General features: G+C 58.6%; 20 protein-coding genes. 13 read left to right on the forward strand and 7 right to left on the reverse strand.

Annotated elements, in window-relative coordinates; all coding sequences use genetic code 11:
• Nucleotides 1-14: 14 nt before the first annotated feature.
• The 4 genes from G3O00_RS28365 (at nt 15) to G3O00_RS28380 (ending at nt 2,228) form a co-directional block, all read left to right on the forward strand.
• Nucleotides 15-677 (forward strand): OmpA family protein, encoded by a 663-nt coding sequence (locus G3O00_RS28365; protein ID WP_206144986.1) that lies wholly within the window; start codon nt 15-17, stop codon nt 675-677.
• An 11-nt stretch (nt 678-688) separates the two neighbouring features.
• On the forward strand, nt 689-1,237 hold the full coding sequence (locus G3O00_RS28370; RefSeq protein WP_206144987.1) for a hypothetical protein: 549 nt from the start codon (nt 689-691) through the stop codon (nt 1,235-1,237).
• Between the two features lie 62 nt (nt 1,238-1,299).
• Nucleotides 1,300-1,632 (forward strand): H-NS histone family protein, encoded by a 333-nt coding sequence (locus G3O00_RS28375; protein ID WP_206144988.1) that lies wholly within the window; start codon nt 1,300-1,302, stop codon nt 1,630-1,632.
• A 257-nt stretch (nt 1,633-1,889) separates the two neighbouring features.
• Nucleotides 1,890-2,228 carry a hypothetical protein gene (locus tag G3O00_RS28380; RefSeq protein WP_206144989.1) on the forward strand — a complete coding sequence of 113 codons (339 nt, stop codon included), beginning with the start codon at nt 1,890-1,892 and terminating at the stop codon, nt 2,226-2,228.
• A 373-nt stretch (nt 2,229-2,601) separates the two neighbouring features.
• On the opposite strand, the gene G3O00_RS28385 is transcribed toward G3O00_RS28380, so the two are convergent.
• The 4 genes from G3O00_RS28385 to G3O00_RS28395 all read right to left on the reverse strand — a co-directional run bounded on the left by G3O00_RS28385 (nt 2,602) and on the right by G3O00_RS28395 (nt 5,143).
• Entirely contained in the window at nt 2,602-3,036 is a 435-nt protein-coding gene (locus G3O00_RS28385) for a PaaI family thioesterase (RefSeq protein ID WP_206144990.1), read from the reverse strand.
• 19 nt (nt 3,037-3,055) lie between these two features.
• Nucleotides 3,056-3,157, reverse strand: coding sequence for a hypothetical protein (locus tag G3O00_RS43515; protein WP_241025376.1), 102 nt, complete (start codon nt 3,155-3,157; stop codon nt 3,056-3,058).
• On the reverse strand, nt 3,154-3,681 hold the full coding sequence (locus G3O00_RS28390) for a TetR/AcrR family transcriptional regulator (RefSeq protein ID WP_241025377.1): 528 nt from the start codon (nt 3,679-3,681) through the stop codon (nt 3,154-3,156). The genes G3O00_RS43515 and G3O00_RS28390 overlap by 4 nt, the downstream gene beginning before the upstream one ends.
• 895 nt (nt 3,682-4,576) lie before the next feature.
• Nucleotides 4,577-5,143 (reverse strand): TetR/AcrR family transcriptional regulator, encoded by a 567-nt coding sequence (locus G3O00_RS28395; RefSeq protein ID WP_206144991.1) that lies wholly within the window; start codon nt 5,141-5,143, stop codon nt 4,577-4,579.
• Between the two features lie 126 nt (nt 5,144-5,269).
• On the opposite strand from G3O00_RS28395, the gene G3O00_RS28400 reads away from it, so the two are divergent.
• The 6 genes from G3O00_RS28400 to G3O00_RS28425 all read left to right on the forward strand — a co-directional run bounded on the left by G3O00_RS28400 (nt 5,270) and on the right by G3O00_RS28425 (nt 12,575).
• Nucleotides 5,270-6,403, forward strand: a complete 1,134-nt coding sequence (locus G3O00_RS28400; RefSeq protein ID WP_206144992.1) for a PAS domain-containing sensor histidine kinase — start codon at nt 5,270-5,272, stop codon at nt 6,401-6,403.
• Complete coding sequence (locus tag G3O00_RS28405; protein WP_206144993.1) at nt 6,400-7,032, forward strand: response regulator transcription factor; 633 nt, start codon at nt 6,400-6,402, stop codon at nt 7,030-7,032. Before G3O00_RS28400 ends, G3O00_RS28405 begins: the two co-directional genes overlap by 4 nt.
• A gap of 153 nt (nt 7,033-7,185) precedes the next feature.
• Complete coding sequence (locus G3O00_RS28410; RefSeq protein WP_206144994.1) at nt 7,186-7,962, forward strand: enoyl-CoA hydratase-related protein; 777 nt, start codon at nt 7,186-7,188, stop codon at nt 7,960-7,962.
• A gap of 44 nt (nt 7,963-8,006) precedes the next feature.
• Nucleotides 8,007-10,085 carry a 3-hydroxyacyl-CoA dehydrogenase NAD-binding domain-containing protein gene (locus tag G3O00_RS28415; protein WP_206144995.1) on the forward strand — a complete coding sequence of 693 codons (2,079 nt, stop codon included), beginning with the start codon at nt 8,007-8,009 and terminating at the stop codon, nt 10,083-10,085.
• 27 nt (nt 10,086-10,112) lie between these two features.
• Complete coding sequence (locus tag G3O00_RS28420; protein WP_206144996.1) at nt 10,113-11,288, forward strand: acetyl-CoA C-acyltransferase; 1,176 nt, start codon at nt 10,113-10,115, stop codon at nt 11,286-11,288.
• Between the two features lie 145 nt (nt 11,289-11,433).
• A protein-coding gene (locus G3O00_RS28425) for an IS3 family transposase (RefSeq protein ID WP_206144997.1) occupies nt 11,434-12,575 on the forward strand; the annotation gives its coding sequence in 2 pieces (ribosomal slippage) (nt 11,434-11,680 and nt 11,680-12,575; 1,143 coding nt in all).
• 518 nt (nt 12,576-13,093) lie between these two features.
• Here G3O00_RS28425 and G3O00_RS28430 read toward each other — a convergent pair.
• Nucleotides 13,094-13,339, reverse strand: a complete 246-nt coding sequence (locus tag G3O00_RS28430) for a helix-turn-helix transcriptional regulator (RefSeq protein WP_206144998.1) — start codon at nt 13,337-13,339, stop codon at nt 13,094-13,096.
• Between the two features lie 90 nt (nt 13,340-13,429).
• On the opposite strand from G3O00_RS28430, the gene G3O00_RS28435 reads away from it, so the two are divergent.
• Both G3O00_RS28435 and G3O00_RS28440 read left to right on the forward strand, forming a co-directional pair.
• Nucleotides 13,430-13,885, forward strand: a complete 456-nt coding sequence (locus G3O00_RS28435; RefSeq protein ID WP_206144999.1) for a hypothetical protein — start codon at nt 13,430-13,432, stop codon at nt 13,883-13,885.
• 112 nt (nt 13,886-13,997) lie between these two features.
• The gene (locus G3O00_RS28440; RefSeq protein ID WP_206145000.1) at nt 13,998-14,516 is read left to right on the forward strand and encodes a 3'-5' exoribonuclease; all 519 of its coding nucleotides are present in this window, start codon (nt 13,998-14,000) and stop codon (nt 14,514-14,516) included.
• Between the two features lie 79 nt (nt 14,517-14,595).
• Here G3O00_RS28440 and G3O00_RS28445 read toward each other — a convergent pair whose 3' ends face one another.
• Nucleotides 14,596-16,362, reverse strand: a complete 1,767-nt coding sequence (locus G3O00_RS28445) for a phage integrase family protein (protein WP_206145001.1) — start codon at nt 16,360-16,362, stop codon at nt 14,596-14,598.
• Nucleotides 16,363-16,766: 404 nt separating this feature from the next.
• Nucleotides 16,767-17,180, reverse strand: coding sequence for a hypothetical protein (locus G3O00_RS28450; RefSeq protein ID WP_206145002.1), 414 nt, complete (start codon nt 17,178-17,180; stop codon nt 16,767-16,769).
• 413 nt (nt 17,181-17,593) lie between these two features.
• Here G3O00_RS28450 and G3O00_RS28455 point away from each other — a divergent pair, with 413 nt between their 5' ends.
• Complete coding sequence (locus tag G3O00_RS28455; RefSeq protein ID WP_206145003.1) at nt 17,594-18,679, forward strand: metallophosphoesterase; 1,086 nt, start codon at nt 17,594-17,596, stop codon at nt 18,677-18,679.
• Nucleotides 18,680-18,786 lie beyond the last annotated feature (107 nt).

Consider the following 18,786-nt stretch of genomic DNA (forward strand, 5'->3'; position numbering starts at 1 on the left):
TTGAGGATGTAACCGTGAACAAACTCGCTCTTGCGCTCGCACTTTCCGCAACGGCCCTCGCCGCGTGCTCGACCGCATCCGGCCCGACCTTCAGCGCCTCCGAACTGCAGCCGCGCGACGGCGTGCGTACCTTCCAGGTGGACTGCCACGGCCTGCTGTCGGGCCCGCAGAGCTGCATGAAGGCCGCCCGCAAGATTTGCGGTGAAGAGCCGGTGCGCGCCGTCGACTCGGCCCGTGCGCTGCGCGACAAATCCGATCCCACGACGCTCGTGTTCCAGTGCGGCGCGGCGCCGGCCGAAGCGGCGTCGGCCGCCGCCCCGGCGGCTGTCGCCGTCGAACGGGTGAATCTGTCGGGCGACGCGCTGTTCGCCACCGACCACGCGACGCTCGCCCCGACCGCGCGCGAATCGCTCGACCGCTTGTTGAGCGAGCGCGCCGACCATACGTACTCGCAGGTGAGCGTCACCGGCTTCACGGATTCGGTGGGTAGCGACGACTACAACCTCGCACTGTCGAAGCGCCGCGCCGAATCCGTCGCGGCGTACCTGAAGGAGCACGGCCTGAAGACCGACTCGCTGACGGTCTCGGGCCGCGGCAAGGCCGATCCGGTCGCGTCCAACGCGACACCGGAAGGTCGCGCCAACAACCGCCGCGTCGAGATCTTGCTGCAACGCTGACGAAGACTACGATGGGTAGCCATGAAAGGGAAAATCTACCCGGAATTGAAAAGATGCTTTCCAACGATTATTCGACGCGCATTGGTTGTCTCAGTGTCTGTATTTGTCGAATGATGGGTGCGGATAATATGAATATTGAGCGACGAACTGAAGATTCGGTTGAATCTGAATGGTATCGATTGTCCGAATATTTGACTGGTGAGGCTGGGCCAATTGGTGAGCGCTGGCTGCAGTGTGTGCACGAAGCAGTTAGAGAAACGCTGAAAGGTTCAGTCAACCGTCAGATATCATCCGACGCTGGATTGGCTTATGAGGTTGGTCTGGTCGGTGGCTTCTATGGTGTGAAATCGTTTATCGTGGAAGTCGGTCGGAAGCGGTTCGCGGAACGATTATATCAATTGAGAAGGTATGGTAAATGTAAGGAATATAATGCACTGCTTCGCGATATTGAGAGGGTGGGGCGGGCGCACGGATTATTGATTGGAAATAGAGTATGGACTAATCATGTTGGCTCGCCGGAGGCGATATGGTGCAATTCGGGTATGACGATGGATCGATGAGCCTGTGCAGGCGTTAAGTTTTTTGGTGAATGCATTGCGGATTTCATGGAAGGGGCAATAAAATGCCGCAATTACTTGGTGGTGAATATTTTGATCTAATTCGTCAGCGCGACGTGCTGCAAGAGAAAATAGATCGGGCAAGACAGGTTAGTTTAAATGATGTTTTAATTGAGATATCCAGGGTGATGGTCGCGTATGATATTTCTTTGGGCGATCTCGAAAAGGTTTTTAGTCGATTTGAGAGGCGCCCCAATGGTAGGAGAGTTGCACCCAAGTACATTGATCCACGCACCGGTAAAACGTGGAGTGGTAGAGGGCGTCGGCCGGTTTGGCTTAACGGTAAAGATCCGGAGGATTTTCGACTAGAGAAGGCTTCTGTCAGTGATCGAGAGTGATAGTTAGATGTCTGTTAAGTGGTCAGCGGGGGCGGGCGGTCGCGTTGACCGTGGTGTCCGAAATTCGCAATAGTGGCTGTCGCGTCAAAAATAATTTACCAGCGTTAGCTTTAGAGTGGCTGCGATTCAAGGGGGGCGTTGATTCCCTTGTGCGTCGAGCGATGTATTTAATTGCTATTCGCAACATCTTTGCACGTTTTGTGAATAAAAAAATAACGGTATCAAAGATATCGCGATAAATATTTCAGGTGGCCACCATGGATGATATCTACGAGTGTAATGAAATGAGGTCTGGAATAGAAATTGTTGATGTGCTTCGCAGACCTCGGTCTAGATGCTTGCTTGTAAAAATTTTGGGGTCGGAGTTTGATCGGTCAGAGGCTGATATATATTTAATGGCTTATGATTGTGGATTGGCTGAGGCTCTGTTTGGAATAAAATCTGCAATATATATTGGGCTTGATAAGGGGTTGCGAGATGCGATATTTTTATCGTCTGGCGGACACTCGGCAATTCTTGAAAAAAAATTTTATGAACTTGGAAGGTGGTCTGGTTATATTGTAAACGAAATCATGTCAAACGCCGCGCAAAATTGATCAGTAGCTTGATGTAGGGGCCTTGCTTCCTGTTCGTGAGAGTGCAGTCGTAATCAGATTCGTTTGAAAGAGGACTCGTGTGAATTGGTCATGGTTATGCATGACGGCCAAATCCAGTCTTTGCTAGCCTTAGCTAGTTGATGACCTCCGAGGTTTTTCGGTTTGGGTACCAATTCCGATGTGAAAACAACCGACTGGAGAGATCGTTGCGTGGAAACGGCGCGCCGGGCTCAGAGCGGGCAGTGATCGTAGTTTCCTGCTCTTGTCCTTCGGCACATTGCAGACGGAATGCGTGAGTAGCGGTGGCGAGCGGCCCGTATTGAATATGGGCTGCTCGCCACCGCTGAAATGCCGCCTGACTTTACTGCAGCTTCTACTGTCTTATCAAAAAGCAAGATGCGGTGGCAGTTGCGAGCAACTTTCCGTCGGAAGACTTTAACGTACCCTCTGAGGTTGCGATGTTTCTCGAAATGTGGATGGAGCGAGCCTCGGCAACCAGATCCTGATCAATCGGGACAGGGCGCAGCATCTTGACTTGCAGATCGATCGTGCCGTATCCGACGCCCACCTCTAGCATCGAATGGACGGCGCATCCCGTCGCGGAGTCGAGTACGGTCGCAGCGAAGCCACCGTGGACGCTGCCCAAAGAATTGAGATGTTGTTTCCCAGCACGGGCTGAAAATTTCACATACCCAGGGTCGACATCCAGAAACTTCATAGGCACGGTCTCTGCCATCGACGAAATCGGCAGGTCGCCGGCCACGATTGCACGCAGCAAATCGAGTCCGCTCATTTCCAGTGGGTTCATTTTTCCCTCTTAGGTTTGGTCAAGCGAGCACTGATCGGAAGCTTACTTCCGGGAACTCATATTGCGGGGCGCCGCTTTGCTTCGTACGCATGTGTAACAGCGCACCCTCCCAACTGTTCAAAAGGAACTGCGCCAGTAACGGTGCTTGCAGTCGGGGGCGGATACCCCCGAAGCCTGGGCTTCCGCGATGTTGTTCTCGAAGAGCGCGGCCCATGTCGTGAAATAGATCGCGAGCTGCTTACGGATCAGGATCAACGCGCTGTGATCGGCAACCTTGAGGCTGAGGTTTCCTGTCAGGCAAACTCGTAAATACCCACCCGCCCGAAAGCTGCGAATCCGGTCGTCGAAATAGACATGCAAGCGCACGAGTGGTGGCATTCTCGCGTCGGTCAGAGGCGCAAGCCGCTCGCCGTAGCCGCGTTTGAAATAGATGTCGACCACTTTGTTCGTAAAGCCTTCCTTACTTTCAAAATGGTTATCAAGGGGCCTCTTAGGCCCCTGCGCGGCGTCGACGATTGCCTTGACCCTGATCTCGACGTAGCCGGAATCATGCCGCGACCGGGCTCCCGTGCGAAGCATATCGTCGCGTTTGTGCGCATTGGCTTTCGAACCGCAGCGGGCGGGCGTCATTGTCGTCGATTCCATTGACACTGATTCCATCGGATATAAATGACCGGTCGTCTTATACTTTAGCAACTTAAGGGCGGCTGTCAACAACATTGGTGCGGGTATTCCGTCCGTTGCCCAGATAACGCGTCTAACTTCGACCACCGCGGCTAGGCAGATTCCCTCTCGCTTTGGTATCCGGCATAAATTCCGACACCTGAAGTGCTCGTTGTCCTGGAGGCGACAGAGGGTGCCTGACGCCAAGCCGGAGCGAGATCTAAGGCCACGGCGGAACTACTTGTTCGCGGTTGCGTCTCTGACCCGAAGGCACATCGGTAAGAGTAGTCGCGGTTAGAAAAACAAAATCGCGGATATTCTGCGGAGCCATCGCAATACAGGCGTCGTTGGCATGTCACCTGCACGGAACGACTACAGGCAGACCATCTCGATCACGGTCGGCGGTGTCTCAAAATCTATCTGTCTGCGGGTCAAGCTTGCCGGGGAGGTTGGCTACTTCAAAGACGAGAAGACGAAAACTGAACTGCTCTCGCTAGAAGCTGGCGTCCAACCCAAAAGCGAGTTGCTTTAGCGTTCTGCTCAGGCTATGGCCGGCCCCTGCAACCATTCGATCGACATTCCGAACCAGGGCAGGGGCAGTCTCACTCCATCACCACGTTCTTTCAGGTCTCTGGGGAAGTGAGCGCTGTCGCGAAGGATTCTGCTATGACGGGCGTGGCTGGCGCAAAGGGACGAACCCGAGACGTACCAAGACTGGGCACTTCGACCGACCTTCATGCGCGGAAGGAGGTGATCTGGTCGATCAAAAAGCCCAAATGCTGACGCGATTGTCGTTTGGCGCGACGATTGAACATTGTCGGGAAAAGGAATGTGCGGTGGTCGTGCATGCGGCTTGGGGTGCTCTGCGTGTCAGGTATCAGCGCTCGCCGGAGAGGGCGAGCAAGGCCCGCTTCGCAGCCGCAAGCACAGCGTCGGAGCGATTTTTGTCTACGATCACGCGCGACACCACCAGTGCGCCTATCAGCGCGCTCACGGTGAACAGCGCCTGGCTTTCGTCTCTGCCCTCCATCGAGGCGCCAAGCTTCTCGACAAACTGTTCGATGTGCTTCGACATGGCTTCGCGAGTGGGTTCGTCGGCACGAGCGACATCGCCGGCGAGTGCCGCAATGGCGCATCCCGACCCGCGCGCCTCGCGATGTTTGCGGCTTAGATAGCTGCGGACAATCGTCCCGTACTCTGGTGGATTTTTGCCGTTCTTCGAATCAACGGTCAAGCTGCCATCGTTCAGCGCGCGCTGGAGGGCTTGAAGCAACAAATCCGAGCGCGAGTCGAAGTGGCCGTAGAAGCCGCCGTGCGTGAGATTGGCACTGTTCATCAGCTTGCTGACGCTGATGGACTCCAACCCCTGCTCCCTGATCTGCTCGGCTGCCAGTTCCAGAATGCGTTCCCTGCTGCGCGCCTTGTCTGCCTGCGAGTGCCCCATAGTCTGCCCGGGTTTGATCTATTGACATTCTGAATTATGATCGTCATTCTTCAGCATGACAATGATCATGCTGATTTCCGGGCATAACGAGCAAGAGTCGGGCATGACTGTCACCCTGAGGAACTCATGAGCGATCCGAATATCAGTCTGGACGACTACGAGGTACCCTTCCGGGGGATCGTGGAGCAGTCCATCATCGGCATCTACATTCTACAGGACGAACGCTTTTGCTACGCCAACGAGACTTTCGCGCAGATGAGCGGGTTAAGGCGAGAGCAACTGGTCGGCGCGAGGCTGAAGGACGTAGCGAGCCCCGAGCAGCGCGTCGCGCTGATATCTCAATACGAGCGCACGATCAGAGGTGACGATTCGTCGGAACAGTTCATTGTCCGGCGCTCCTTGCCTAGTCGGCCCGGTTGCTACGAGCTTCACGGCACGCGCGTGATTTTTCACGGTCGCCCTGCCGTTGTGGGTGTGAGTGTCGATATCACCGAACAGGAGCGGCAGCGCAACGACCTAGTGAGGGCAAGCCGCCGCTTGCAGGAGCTAGTCGCGAGTGCTAACAGCGTGCGTGAAAATGAGCGCAACCGCGTTGCGCGCGAGTTGCACGATGTGGTCGGCGGTATGCTCACGGCACTAAAGTTCGACTTGTCGCGGCTCGCACGCGGCATTGGCGTCGTGCGGGAGCGAGACGCAATCGATCCTCTGACGGGCGCAGCAACCGGGCCGTCGTTCGAGTCGCTCGCCGCGACGGCCGCGCGGGCCGTGCTGCTTGCCCAAGATGCCATCGAAGCGGTACGCGGCATTTCCGAAGGGCTACGACCTGGCGCGCTGAGTCATCTCGGCCTGTGCGACACGCTTTCGCTCGATTTGAACAGCTTCGAGCGACGTTACGGTATCGCGACACGCTTTCGGCCTACGGGGTGCGCGCAGGATATCGATCGCGACACGGAAATCAGCATCTATCGCATTTTTCAGGAGGCGATGACCAATGTCGCGAGGCACTCCAGGGCCACAGAAGTTGTCGTCGATCTGACGTGGCTGCGGGATCGCGTCGTACTAGAGATCGCGGATAACGGCCTTGGGTTCGAGCGCGATTCACTTGCTGCTGAGGGGCATTACGGCCTACCGGGAATGCAGGAACGGGCACGAGAGCTCGAGGGCACCTTGTTGCTGGGTGCTAGCCCGAGTTCGGGGGCATGCGTGAGGCTCACCGTGCCGATGCGGCATGGAGGCGTTCCGGAGGAAGCGCGCCCATGATTCGTCTATTGTTGGTCGATGACCATACCATCTTTCGTGAAGGCTTAAAGCGCCTGCTCGCTGAGCAGGACGAATTCGACGTCATTGCTGAAGCAAATGACGCGTCTGAGGCCTTGAGCTGCTTGCGCGACCACCCTGTGGACGTCGCGCTGCTCGATGTAAACATGCCGGGACGCAGTGGCATCGACATGCTCCCCTCGCTACGCGCCGAATGGCCGGAAATGCCAGTGATCGTGCTAAGTATGTATCCGGCGGAGCAATATGCGATGCGCGCGTTCCATGGCGGTGCGTCAGGCTACGTCACGAAGGACATGGACGCGGTGGCACTGGTCGATTCGATCCGCAGCGTGGCGAAGGGTGGGCGTTACGTGACCCAGGCAGTCGCCAATTGCCTCATCGACGGCTTCCCGCGGCCGTCCGAAGTCGCCGCTCACCAGCAGCTCTCATCGCGTGAGTACGAAATCATGTTGCTGATAGTACGTGGCATCCGGCTGACCGATATCGGTCGCCAGATGTTTCTGAGTGTGAAGACCGTCAGCACGTATCGCGCGCGTCTGCTCAAGAAGCTCGGAGTTTCCAGCAACGCTGAGCTTGCTCGCTACGCTGTCGAGCATCGCTTGATCGATTGACCGGCTGGAATCACGCGAGCGAGCTGCAGGGCCCTCCAATTTCAGAAAAGGCTGACAAGCCGGACAGCTAGTTCTGACAGACAGACCCGCTCGCGAAGTCCACACTCTCTCGTCAAGAAACTACGCAAACCGTCGAATTGAAGGGAGAACGCGATGAACGCGGAAGTGCTGACGCAGTTGGACGAGCGCGTGCTGGTCGTGACGATCAACCGGCCCGCGAAGAAGAATGCCATCACGGCGCACATGTACAGTGCGCTGGCTACTGCGTTGGCCGACGCGGACCGGCGCGACGACGTGCAGGCCGTGCTGCTCAGAGGCGCATGCGGCAATTTCACAAGCGGCAACGACATCAGCATGTTCGTCGATGAAGAGGGTGTCAGGTATCACGAATCGCCGGTCTACGATTTTCTGCTCGCCATGACCGCGTTGCGCAAGCCCGCTGTGGCCTGTATCCGCGGACATGCTGTCGGTATCGGCGCCACGGTTCTTCTGCATTGCGACTATGTTGTTGCCTCCGACGACGCACGCATACGCTTTCCCTTTGTCGATCTTGGGCTGTGTCCTGAGTTTGCTTCCACTTTGCTACTCCAACAAGTGGTGGGCCGTAACAAGGCGACCGAATGGCTGCTGCTCGGCGCACCCATTCCCGCTGCAGAAGCGCATCTGGCGGGCCTTGTCAATCGCGTAGTGCCACTCGAACTGGTCGAGGATGAGGCACTGTCGGTTGCGAAACGCCTTGCAGTCAAGCCTCGCGCCGCATTGCTTGCAACGCGCGGGCTGATTCGTGAGTCGGCCACAGATCTGGTTCAAGCGAGCCTTCAGCGCGAAGGGATCGTATTCGACACGCTACGCAAGTCCCGGGAAGCACAGGAAATCTTCGACAAATTCCTCCAGCGTGAGCCGGCGCCTCAGCGAGCTGCAGCTGAGTAAACACCAGGTGGAGTACCCAAGTTTCCAATGAAGAAGGACATTTAATGAGCACCGAATACACCGTCGTCGACAACGTCGCGGTCGTAACGATCGCCAATCCCCCGGTCAACGGACTGGACCATACCGTGCGCCTTCGAATCTTGGATGGTCTCGGCCGCGCAATCGATGACGCGAGCGTTAGGGCCATTGTGATCACCGGTGCAGGAAATGCGTTTTCCGGCGGGGCTGACATGCGCGAGTTCGATGGATTGAAGGTCGTGCGCGAGCCTGACCTGAACACCGTGTTCGCGTCCATCGAGAGCAGCCCGAAGCCCGTGATTGCCGCATTACATTCGGTTGCGATGGGCGGTGGACTGGAACTGGCGCTGGCATGTCACTATCGCGTGGCGTCGTCTGACACGCGAGTCGCGCTGTCCGAGGTGACAATGGGTTTGCTACCAGGCGCGGGAGGAACGCAGCGCTTGCCACGCCTCATTGGCCTCGAGGCCGCGACCAACATGATCGTGTTCGGCACATCGATCGCTTCAGAAGCGCTCACCGATTCTGGTCTCTTCGATCGTGTCGTCAAGGGCGACGTACTTGCCGAGGCGCTTGCGTTCGCTCGCGAAGTCGCTCAGCGTTCCGGCGCGCACCAGCGCGTGCGTGACAGGGTTGTTGCGCATGCGAACCCAGAAGGCTATCTCGCCGTGGCTCGGCAGGCGATCGTCGCGCAGTACAAGGACCTTCCCGCACCACAGCGTTGTCTGGACGCCATCGAAGCGAGCTTTACGTTGCCGTTCGACGAAGGCCTCGCACTCGAACGGCGCCTTTTCCAGGAGCTGATGAATGGGCCGGTTTCGCGCTCGTTACGCCACGCTTTCTTCTCCGAGCGCGCTGCGGCAAAGCTTGTGGACGTGCCTGCTACAAGCGCAGAGCGCGTGGTGAATAAGGTGGCCGTGGTTGGGTCGGGCATGATGGGCAGTGGAATCGCCATGAACTTCCTCAACGCGGGTATTCCTGTCGTATTGCTGGACGTTTCGGACGCTACGGTGCAGAAGGGAGTGGCCACCATTCGCAAGAACTATGAGGCGAGCGTGAAGAAAGGGAAGCTTGACAGCGCCGCCGTTCAAGCGCGCATGGCGCTGCTTCAGCCTGGTGTCGCACTTGGACAGGTGGCAGATTGCGACCTCGTTATCGAAGCCGTGTTTGAAGACATGGACGTCAAACTTCGCACGTTTCGAGCTCTGGATGAATTGATTCGCCCCGGCGCGATCCTTGCCACCAATACCTCTACGCTTGACGTTGACCGAATGGCTGCCGAGACGCGGCGCCCTCAGGACGTGATCGGACTACACTTCTTCAGCCCGGCCAACGTTATGCGACTTCTCGAGGTCGTGCGTGGCGCGGCGACGGCGCCGGACGTTTTGCTCACCGCCATGCGGCTCGCGCGGCGCATCGGAAAAGTTGCTGTGATGTCGGGCGTGTGCGATGGCTTCATCGGTAATCGCATGTTAGCGCGCTACGCGCGCCGCGCCGGCGAGTTGCTGGAGCAGGGTGCGTTCCCTGAGCAGGTGGACCGCGCTATGGAGCATTTCGGAATGGCAATGGGGCCGTTCAGGATGGCGGACCTCGCGGGCAACGACATCGGTTGGGCCATCCGCAAACGCCAATATGCGCAAGACCCATCGACGCCTCGATTCGAGCTTGCAGACCTGCTCTGCGAGGCGGGCCATTTTGGCCAGAAGACGAGCGCGGGCTGGTACGACTACGAGCCAGGACAGGGCAAGGCGCTGCCGTCGGCCCGCACCCACGCGATGCTCGAAGCGTGGTGGCGCGAGAAGGGGGTGACGCCAAAGCGATTCACCCACGACGACATCGTTGCACGGCTAATTTACGCGCTCGTGAACGAAGGTGCGGCCATTCTCGAGGAGGGTATTGCAGCGCGCGCGTCGGATATTGACGTGGTTTACGTGCATGGTTACGGGTTTCCGCGCTGGCGCGGTGGTCCGCTGTTCTACGCCGACACGGTCGGTCTCTATGAGGTGCGCCGCGCGTTGCGCGCGTTCAGCGCTGAAGACGCGAGCTGGGCGCCCGCTGCGTTGATCGACCGCCTTGCTAGTGAAGGCTCTGCCTTCACCAACTGAATCTACCTCACATTCACGGAAAAAATCATGAACGAGGCCGTCATCGTTTCGACCGCCCGCACAGCGCTTGCTAAGAGCTGGAAGGGTGCCTTCAATATGACTCACGGCGCGACACTCGGAGCGCACGCGGTAAAACACGCCGTGGAGCGTTCCGGTCTCGAACCAGCAGAGATCGAGGATTGCATCATGGGGGGCACGTTCGGCGAGGGTACTACGGGGGGCAATATTGCTCGTGCGATCGCTCTCCGTGCCGGGTTGCCCGTTACGACGGGAGGCGTAAGCGTAAACCGCTTTTGCTCCTCTGGACTACAAGCAATTGCGATGGCCGCGCAACGCGTGATAGTAGAAGGTGCGCCGGCAATCGTGGCGGGCGGTGTCGAATCGATCTCATGCGTCCAGAACGAGGTGAACAGGCACATGTGGCACGACCCGTGGCTTGTCGAGCACAAACCGGAACTCTACTGGAGCATGCTGCAAACTGCGGAGCAGGTGGCACGTCGCTATGGAATCCGGAGGGAAGATCAGGATGCCTACGGGGTTGAAAGCCAGCGACGTGCTGCTGCGGCACAGGTTGGCGGTAAGTTCGATGATGAAATTGTACCTATGACCACGACGATGGGTGTGGTCGACGAGTCTGGGCGTATCGTGACCCGTGAGGTGACGATCTCGCAAGACGAAGGTATCCGTCCGGACACTACGCTGGAGGGCGTCGCGCGCATCCGGCCTGCGCTACCGGGCGGCGTGGTGACGGCGGGCAATGCGAGCCAGTTTTCGGACGGTTCTTCGGCCTGCGTTGTGATGAACGCGAAGATCGCGGAGCAACGCGGTATTGAGCCGCTCGGCATGTTCCGCGGCTTCGCTATCGCGGGCTGCGAGCCGGACGAAATGGGTATCGGTCCTGTGTTCGCGGTTCCGCGGCTGCTGGAGCGTGCGGGCGTGAAGCCGGAAGACGTCGGCCTGTGGGAGCTGAACGAAGCGTTTGCATGTCAGGTGTTGTATTGCCGCCAGAAACTTGGAATTCCTGATGATTTGTTGAACGTAAACGGTGGAGCGATCGCGGTTGGGCATCCATATGGTGTCACAGGGGCCCGCTTGACGGGGCATGCTCTTATCGAAGGCCGGCGCCGGGGCGTCAAGTATGTGGTGGTGACGATGTGTATCGGTGGTGGCCAGGGAGCCGCGGGCCTTTTCGAAGTTTTTTGAGTTTGTTTGATGGGAGAAAGAAAATGAACGGAGCGTCGAATCTTCTCTATATGTGCTGACTCACGTCACTCGTGACGAGGACTGGACCGGCCAGGCTTTCGTAGACATCTTCGAGCCATAATTTACGGCAACCGAGGAGGTCAGTATGAGCGGCAAGCGGTACACGGATGAGTTCAAGATCGAAGCAGTCAAACAAGTCACCGAGCGTGGTCACTCGGTTGCAGATGTGGCCCAGCGTTTGGGCATTACGACGCACAGCCTATATGCCTGGCGAGCGAAGTTCGATAAGCCAGATGTCGTGCGGCAGGCGGAACTGGACCAGAGCGCCGAGGTGCGGCGACTGAAGGCCGAACTCAAGCGGGTGACCGAGGAGCGCGACATTCTAAAAAAGGCCGCCGCGTACTTTGCAAAGGGATGACGGCAAGGTACGCATTCATGCGGGCCCATATTAACGAGCATTGTCTGCGTACGATGTGCCGGGTGCTTGGCGTTCATCGCAGTGGCTATTACGTTTGGCAGCGTCAGTCGGGCAGTACGCACAAGCGCGAGGACGACCGGCTGCTGGGTCTGATCAAGCATCATTGGCTGACCAGCGGCGGCGTCTACGGTTACCGCAAAATCACGGTGGATTTGCGAGAATCGGGCGAGACGTGCAGTCGTCACCGCGTGCTTCGGTTAATGCGGACAGAAGGTTTGCGCGCCGAGGTTGGTTACGGCAGCAAGCCTCGCTATCGTGGCGGTCCTGTCGGCGTGGTGGCCAATGTCCTGAATCGGGAGTTCGCCCCCGACGCGCCGAACAGGGTCTGGGTCACCGACATCACGTATATCCGAACCTACGAAGGCTGGCTGTATCTGGCGGCGGTCATGGATCTGTACTCGCGCCAGATCGTCGGCTGGGCCACGCGATCAACGATGACCAGCGATCTGGTATTGCAGGCTTTGCTGGCCGCAGTCTGGAAACGCAAACCGGGCCCCGGCGTTATGGTGCATTCGGATCAGGGCAGTCAGTTCACCAGCGATGACTGGCAGTCATTCCTGAGGGCTCACCATATGGTGCCAAGCATGAGTCGTCGCGGTAATTGCCACGATAACGCCGTTGCCGAAAGCTTCTTCAGCGCGTTGAAGAAGGAGCGAATCAAGCGGCGCATCTACCCGAACAGGGCTACTGCTGCCACGGACGTATTCGATTACATTGAGATGTTCTACAACCCGATTCGCCGGCATGGTTCCGCCGGCGACTTGTCACCTGTAGAGTTTGAGCGGCGCTACGCGCTAAACGGCTCGTGAGTGTCTATGAAACTCTGGCCGGTCCACGTGTCGTATCCGCAGTAGTCGTAGATTGTACTGTTGCGCTCGTCTATCAGACGCGTCGCCCGGAAGTGCGAGACGAATCGCATGACGTGTAAGCGGTATCGGAGGGAAATCGGACGTGGTTTCGGATTGCGACGCTTGTTTGTGTCGTTGTAGTTATGGCGCTGTAATTCTAGCGACTAAACTTGGCCCAATTAGCGTGGGCATCCGGTTGCGCTTTCGCCAGCGCCACTTATGTGCTTAAACTCAGATTATTGATGAGTAGTTGGCGATAGGAAACTTCCGCGTCCGCCTGTGGCGACTATCTCGGAACGAGCTCGTACGGGTACCCGTCTTGTTGGCGTAAGCCATCTCGTTATCAAGTATTGCTGGTCATATCACGTCACCGCAGTTTTTTATCGTGGCCTTCTTCGTCTGTGAGTTGGCGGAGTCACAAGTCAGCAATACTATGTACGCTAGCGTGCCAAAGGTTGGCCTTGCATGCTAACTCTACTTTAGAGACCAGAGATTTTCAGAAGCTTTGATGGCGAAATATTCAGAGCGTCAGCGATTCGGATGAGGTTGAGGATGGTCAAATTACGCTGGCCTCTTTCGATGCGGCCCATGTGACTTCGATCGATTCCCGTGAGAAGGGCAAGCGCTTCCTGCGAGACGCCAAACTCCAGCCGACGAGCACGGACCGTCGCGCCAATCGCGGCCAGATGTCCTGCGTCGTCCCGTTTGCCAGATACCCTTTGCATCCAATGATGGTCGCGGTATGATGCTCGTTTGGCCACGGCATTTACGACCCATTTTCTCGGGTGCGGCCAGTATCTCTAGCTGCAAGGCATATGTTTTTGATTCAGGATGGGAACCGTCTGCCGCTTCAGTCGGCGATGGCCGGTGCAGCTGTATGGGCTGTGATGGAACAGTGGACGCCTGGCGACTTACTGGTTCTACGGGTGTCTGAAAAGCGAGCACGCGGGATTCCCTGCGTGATATGGACGGACCTCACATCGGGAGCGGCATCGCTGAAGCAGTTTCTCGACGGCAGTAACGTGCTGCGAGGGGCTGCGGTGGTCAGCACGCGCCGTGCGCGTCAGGTAGATGACTGGTATTTGGATCCACTGAGCGAAATCCGAGTCGGGGCGACCGAACTCAGCGACGACGATCGCACACTGCTGACGGTGACGCAGTTCACGACGGTTACCGGGCGAAAGTTTTCCGTGCCAAGTGGATTCGCGACCCGCTACGCCCGCGGAAGGCGGGTATGGCAGGCGCGTCGGTCGCGCTCGGACTCTGCATAATGACTGAGAAGGGGCTTTCAGATGGATAGGCCATGTGTGCGGCTTTGGCTCTCGTAGTGAGGCGGGAGGAAGTCCAGGTGTTCTGTGCTGAATGTGCCCTGGGTGAGCGACTATGACGGATACCCGCTTCCAAAACGGACCGACCTGGTCGGTACCTTCCAGCGACCGTAGCAGTTGGAGAAATCGTTTCTTCGTCGACACCGAGTTCACGGATCTCGAGGCGCCCCAACTCATTAGTTTGGCCATCGTTGGGGAGAACGGATCTGAGTTTTACGGCGAATGCACGGACTATCGTGCGGCGCGCTGTAGTGACTTCGTTCGGGCTGTGGTGCTGCCGCAACTGGGGCGATTCAGGGAGCGCGCGATGCCGTTTATTCAACTGCGTCAGGTGCTGCGGGCTTGGATCGGGGGCATCCCGACTGGCTCTAAGCCGGTGCTTTGCTACGACCTCGAGACGGACCTGAATCTGCTGCAATTTCTGTTCGATGGCCAGTTGCCTGAGGGCTGGGCGCTCGAGGATATCCGCGGCCAGATCGACGCTCGACGGCAAGCCGAATACTTCGCGCGGCACGGCGGCGAGCATCACGCGCTGCACGATGCTCGCGCAAACGCATACGCCTATATCGGTTGAACGACCCGGTCGAAGCCGTTGCAAGTTGGCCTGTATTTCATCCAATCGAGCCGTCTTGTGTCTCAGACGTTTTGCCCAGCTATCGGGTTCCGAGGGACGCATCTCGATGTTGTGCTCGGTGGAGCTGGCGCGGGAAGGCTGCACCTACCTGACGCGCACGCTTTGCCTCTTCCCCATGGAGATAGGTCGAGGTGGTTGCCACCGAGGCGTGACGCAGGTTGTCTCGCACGACCACCAGCTCCACGCCGGCGTCCAGTGCGTGGGTGGCATGTGTATGGCGTAGCCAGTGGGGGCTGGCATGCCGTAGCTTCTCCGCGAGCGCCGGACTACGAGCGTTCACGCGCTCAGCCGTCTCCTGAAAAAACTCACCTAACACCTGCCGCAACCGCGCTGCACTGATGCCGGCGTGGCGTTCCGCGCGATGTTCCGCAGTGAGGGCGGTGACCAACGGGGTGGCCGGATGCCAGCGGGTGCGCATGACCGGCAGACCCCGCGCCTTCAGTGTCCGCCGCAAGGCGTCCCGCGCGAGGGGCGGCAGGGCCACGCGCCCCGACTTCGCCCCTTTTCCTGTTACCTGTAGCCATAACGTGCCGCGGGCGTCCGCCGTGATGTCGCCCAGCGTCGCCGCGACTAGCTCCTGTGCCCGCAGGCCCGTCGCGTAGCCAAAATCCAGTACAAAGCGCAGCCGCTCTGCGGCCGGTGCAGACCAGCCGGTCCGCTCGAGCTGGTCGGCTGCAGCCCGCACGATCTTCCACTCTCGACCAGTCAGCGCCCGCCCGGTATCAAACGGTGCACGGGCTGCGCCGCCGCGCACTGTCACGCCCGCAAACGGATTGAGCACGACGTAGTGTTGATCAACGAGCCACCCGAAGAGGGCGCGCAGGACGGCCAGCGCATAGGCGGTTGACCGCGCCGTCAGGTGTCCCGTGAACGGACGCCAGGCGGGCATCGTGCGCGGGCGCGGTGGACCGATCCAGCGGGCGGCGGGCGTCGGATGGCGCAGGAAGGCCCGATAGGCGATCGCGTCGTCGGTGGTGAGCGACGAGAGGGGCTGACGGCGCTCGACGATGGCCCACAGCAACAGCCGTTCGGCCTCGCGCCGATAGGCGCGGACGGTGTGGACGCCTTCGTGCAGCGCTAGCCATGCCTCGATCGCCTGATAGTCGTTCGCGGCGGCGAGGCCGCAGGTGTCGGGCGGGGCACGGAAGCGTCCTTGCGAACCATCCAAGTCGGCGGGCAGCGCATCCAGGGACCATCGCGGGGCCAACTGACCTGTTGCCGACTCGTAAGGAACCAGTTGGGCGGCGCGTCGGGGCAGGTCAGGGTGTTGGGAGAGGAAGGCTTCGACGCGGTGTGCACCCTGGCCCCCCAGCCCCGGAATCGAACGCCACCAGCCCGGGCGGTGGACCCTCCGCACCAGCAGGTCGCCGAACGAGTCGATGCCGGCGACGCCGAGTGCGCGTGCGATGCGCGGCGGCAGCCAGCGGGCCACAGGGTCGGTTGGCTGCGGCACCGGGATGGGGGTAGTCCGCAGGACGTCGAGCGCGGTGGTGACCTGTGCCGCATGACGGGTACGGTCGGCGGCTGGGTGGGTGAACAACGGGATCAGGTCGTCGCGCTGGCGGGCGATCGCGCACGCGACGAGCTGGCGGCGGATCTGCCCCAGGAGCCCGCGTGACGACTGGCCGTCGGCCCTGCGGTGCGGCAGATAGCGCTCGACCGCCGCGCGGGCCGTGAGCCCGGCGTGCCAGGCGCGCAGGGCGGCCAACGAGGCGAGATCGGGCAGGGCGGTCGCTGGGAGATTTCCGTCGTCCGACCCTGCGGAGGAGGTCGATGCAGTACCCATGTAACCAGTTTAGGTCGCTGGGAAGGCACTCACGATAAGACTATTTATCGCAAGTGACCTATTTGCACATCTGGTCGTGAGGTGACGTTTCACGTCGGGTGTGGATGGCAAGTCGAACACTGCCGCAGCCGGACATGTTTGCGTAAGCGGGTGATATTTAGCTCAATTCCCCTGATGAGAGTGGGCTAGGTGATACCTGGCGGGCGCCCGGTGTTGGCAAGCGGTTGCATGTCGGATTGACTGTTACCTGCCAGACGCCTGGATAGGTCATCGAGCGTCGAAAATGATCGGTCCTATCTCGCTTGAACTGCAGACAAAAGCAGGCGATGTGCCGCGGCATGTGCCGTGCCTGTCTTTAATGGATGACCGGACATGACGGCGATCATGATTCGGGCATGGATCCACTACATCGAGGAGGCGTTGCTTGGTCCATAAACCGAGAGAGAAGCCGTCCCGGGAGGCAACTTGATCGTAGGCCCCAGAACTCTGGCTTGAGCCGCGTTGATCCATGCAAATCTCAACGCTCGACAACCCCGTATCCCCTCGACAGCGGGGGTTTTCAAGAAAAACACGGTGGTTTCGACTGTGTCGCCGGCGGATAGATTGACCGGAAATACCTTGGGCGCGGGAAAGGTTGGCATGGGCTGTGGCATATCTGACGACTGCCATGCAGAGATCATCACGTTGGGCGCGCGATCGCTGACGCATGCAACACTTGGTTCGGTCAGACTCTCAGCGTGATTGGTCGGGTTGCTGATGCGTACAACGATTTCGTCAAATCTTCGATCCTGCATGTCGATTTTGATGATGCTGGCCATGACGTGCGCTCGATGATAGACAAGGCTGTCCCATGCCTCGAGCGCGTCTTTTGAGTGAGAGATAGCCGCCCCGGCGGCTACTGCGATACTCACGAAGGCACCCCAGATCCAGGATGCTTTGTTCTTGCGTTTGGCCGTGTTCATTTTTCAAGTTAGTTGATACTGGATTGGCTGCCCCGGCTGCTCCTGGTTTTCCCGTCACGATATACCCAACACGCATCGTGATCTCCTTACTACTCGCCTTCGAGGTTAAGGTTGCCTAACCCGAAGAGCTCGTGTATCGAAAGCTTCTCTGTCCGTGAACATCACGTCTGGTAACGGTTCGAGTTTTGCTCCCCGATCAGTAGAAATGACATAGGTCCGTCGTTATACTTCCGGTCAAGAGCAGGATGTTAATAACTTGGGGAGAGGGGATGTCGGCGATTTTCGTCCATGTTTCGGACATTCACTTTGGGCAAGAGCGAGACCATTTGGTTCATACCCACAACGACGTGAAGGCCCAGTTGATTGAGGACGCCGCGGAAGTCGTTGCGGGTCTTCCAGGTGGGGCTGCACAAGGCATTCTGGTCACGGGGGATATTGCCCAATCCGGCACGTGGGCACAGTACGAAGCCGCCAGTCTCTGGCTCGACGAGCTCGCCCATCGTATCAAGTGTCCTATTCACCGCGTGCAGATGGTTCCGGGGAATCACGATCTCGACAGGAAAAAATTGTCGATTGGGGGCGCGCAGCTTCTGGATTATATTCGTGCGGGAGGGGCTGCCGAATACGAGAAGGTCTTCTCGAACCCCAATGATCGGGCAACGCTCCTTGCGCGTTTCGAAGACTATGGTCGCTTCGCCTTCGGTTACCGATGCGGTCTCGATGACGAAGCCAAGTTTGCGTCGAACTTGCGTATCGAGATCGGCCCCGATCGCTGGATCAGGTTTATCCGTCTGAATTCGGCGTTGCTGTGTACCGGAGAAGAGCGTGAGGCAAACCCCGAGCTGATGATTGGCTCGCGACAGTTCATCATCCCGAAAAAGGCAGGGGAGGAGAACGTCGTCCTGATCCACCATCCGCTGCATTGGTGTAAGGATTCAGCCGAGGTGCGTCAGTATGTGCGTGCCCGGGCGAGGGTTTTTATTTCCGGTCACGAGCATAATCCCAAGGTCCATGTTGACCCCGTTGTTGAGGGAACGGATGTCCTGATGCTCGCTGCGGGTGCGGCGGTTCCGTTCCGATCGAACGAAATTTACACCTATACCTACAACATCATCGAGTTCGACTGGGACGAAGCCACGGATGCGCTGGCGGTCACCATGCATCCTCGTGCGTGGAATCCTGTAGAGACCTGTTTTGAAGCGGATGACAATCGACTGGGCGGGAAGGCGCCTCGATTTACTCTAGGCTCGCCCAATTTCAAGAAGTGCGCAAAGGCTGCAACGGTGGCTGACCACGTGACGACTCATTGCGCCGGGCCGCTTGCCGAGCCCGTCGTGACCTGCCCCCGGTTTTAGTCCGGACTGCAGTTAGAGTCCAAGGTTAAAAACTGCTGCTTTGCATCGTGCGCCAAGGCGAACTGCACCGGCGTCAGATAGCCGAGTGAGCTATGAGGCCGCTCGGT

Origin of the sequence: Burkholderia sp. Ac-20384 (assembly GCF_017104605.1) — a bacterium.
Lineage (GTDB): Bacteria > Pseudomonadota > Gammaproteobacteria > Burkholderiales > Burkholderiaceae > Burkholderia > Burkholderia lata.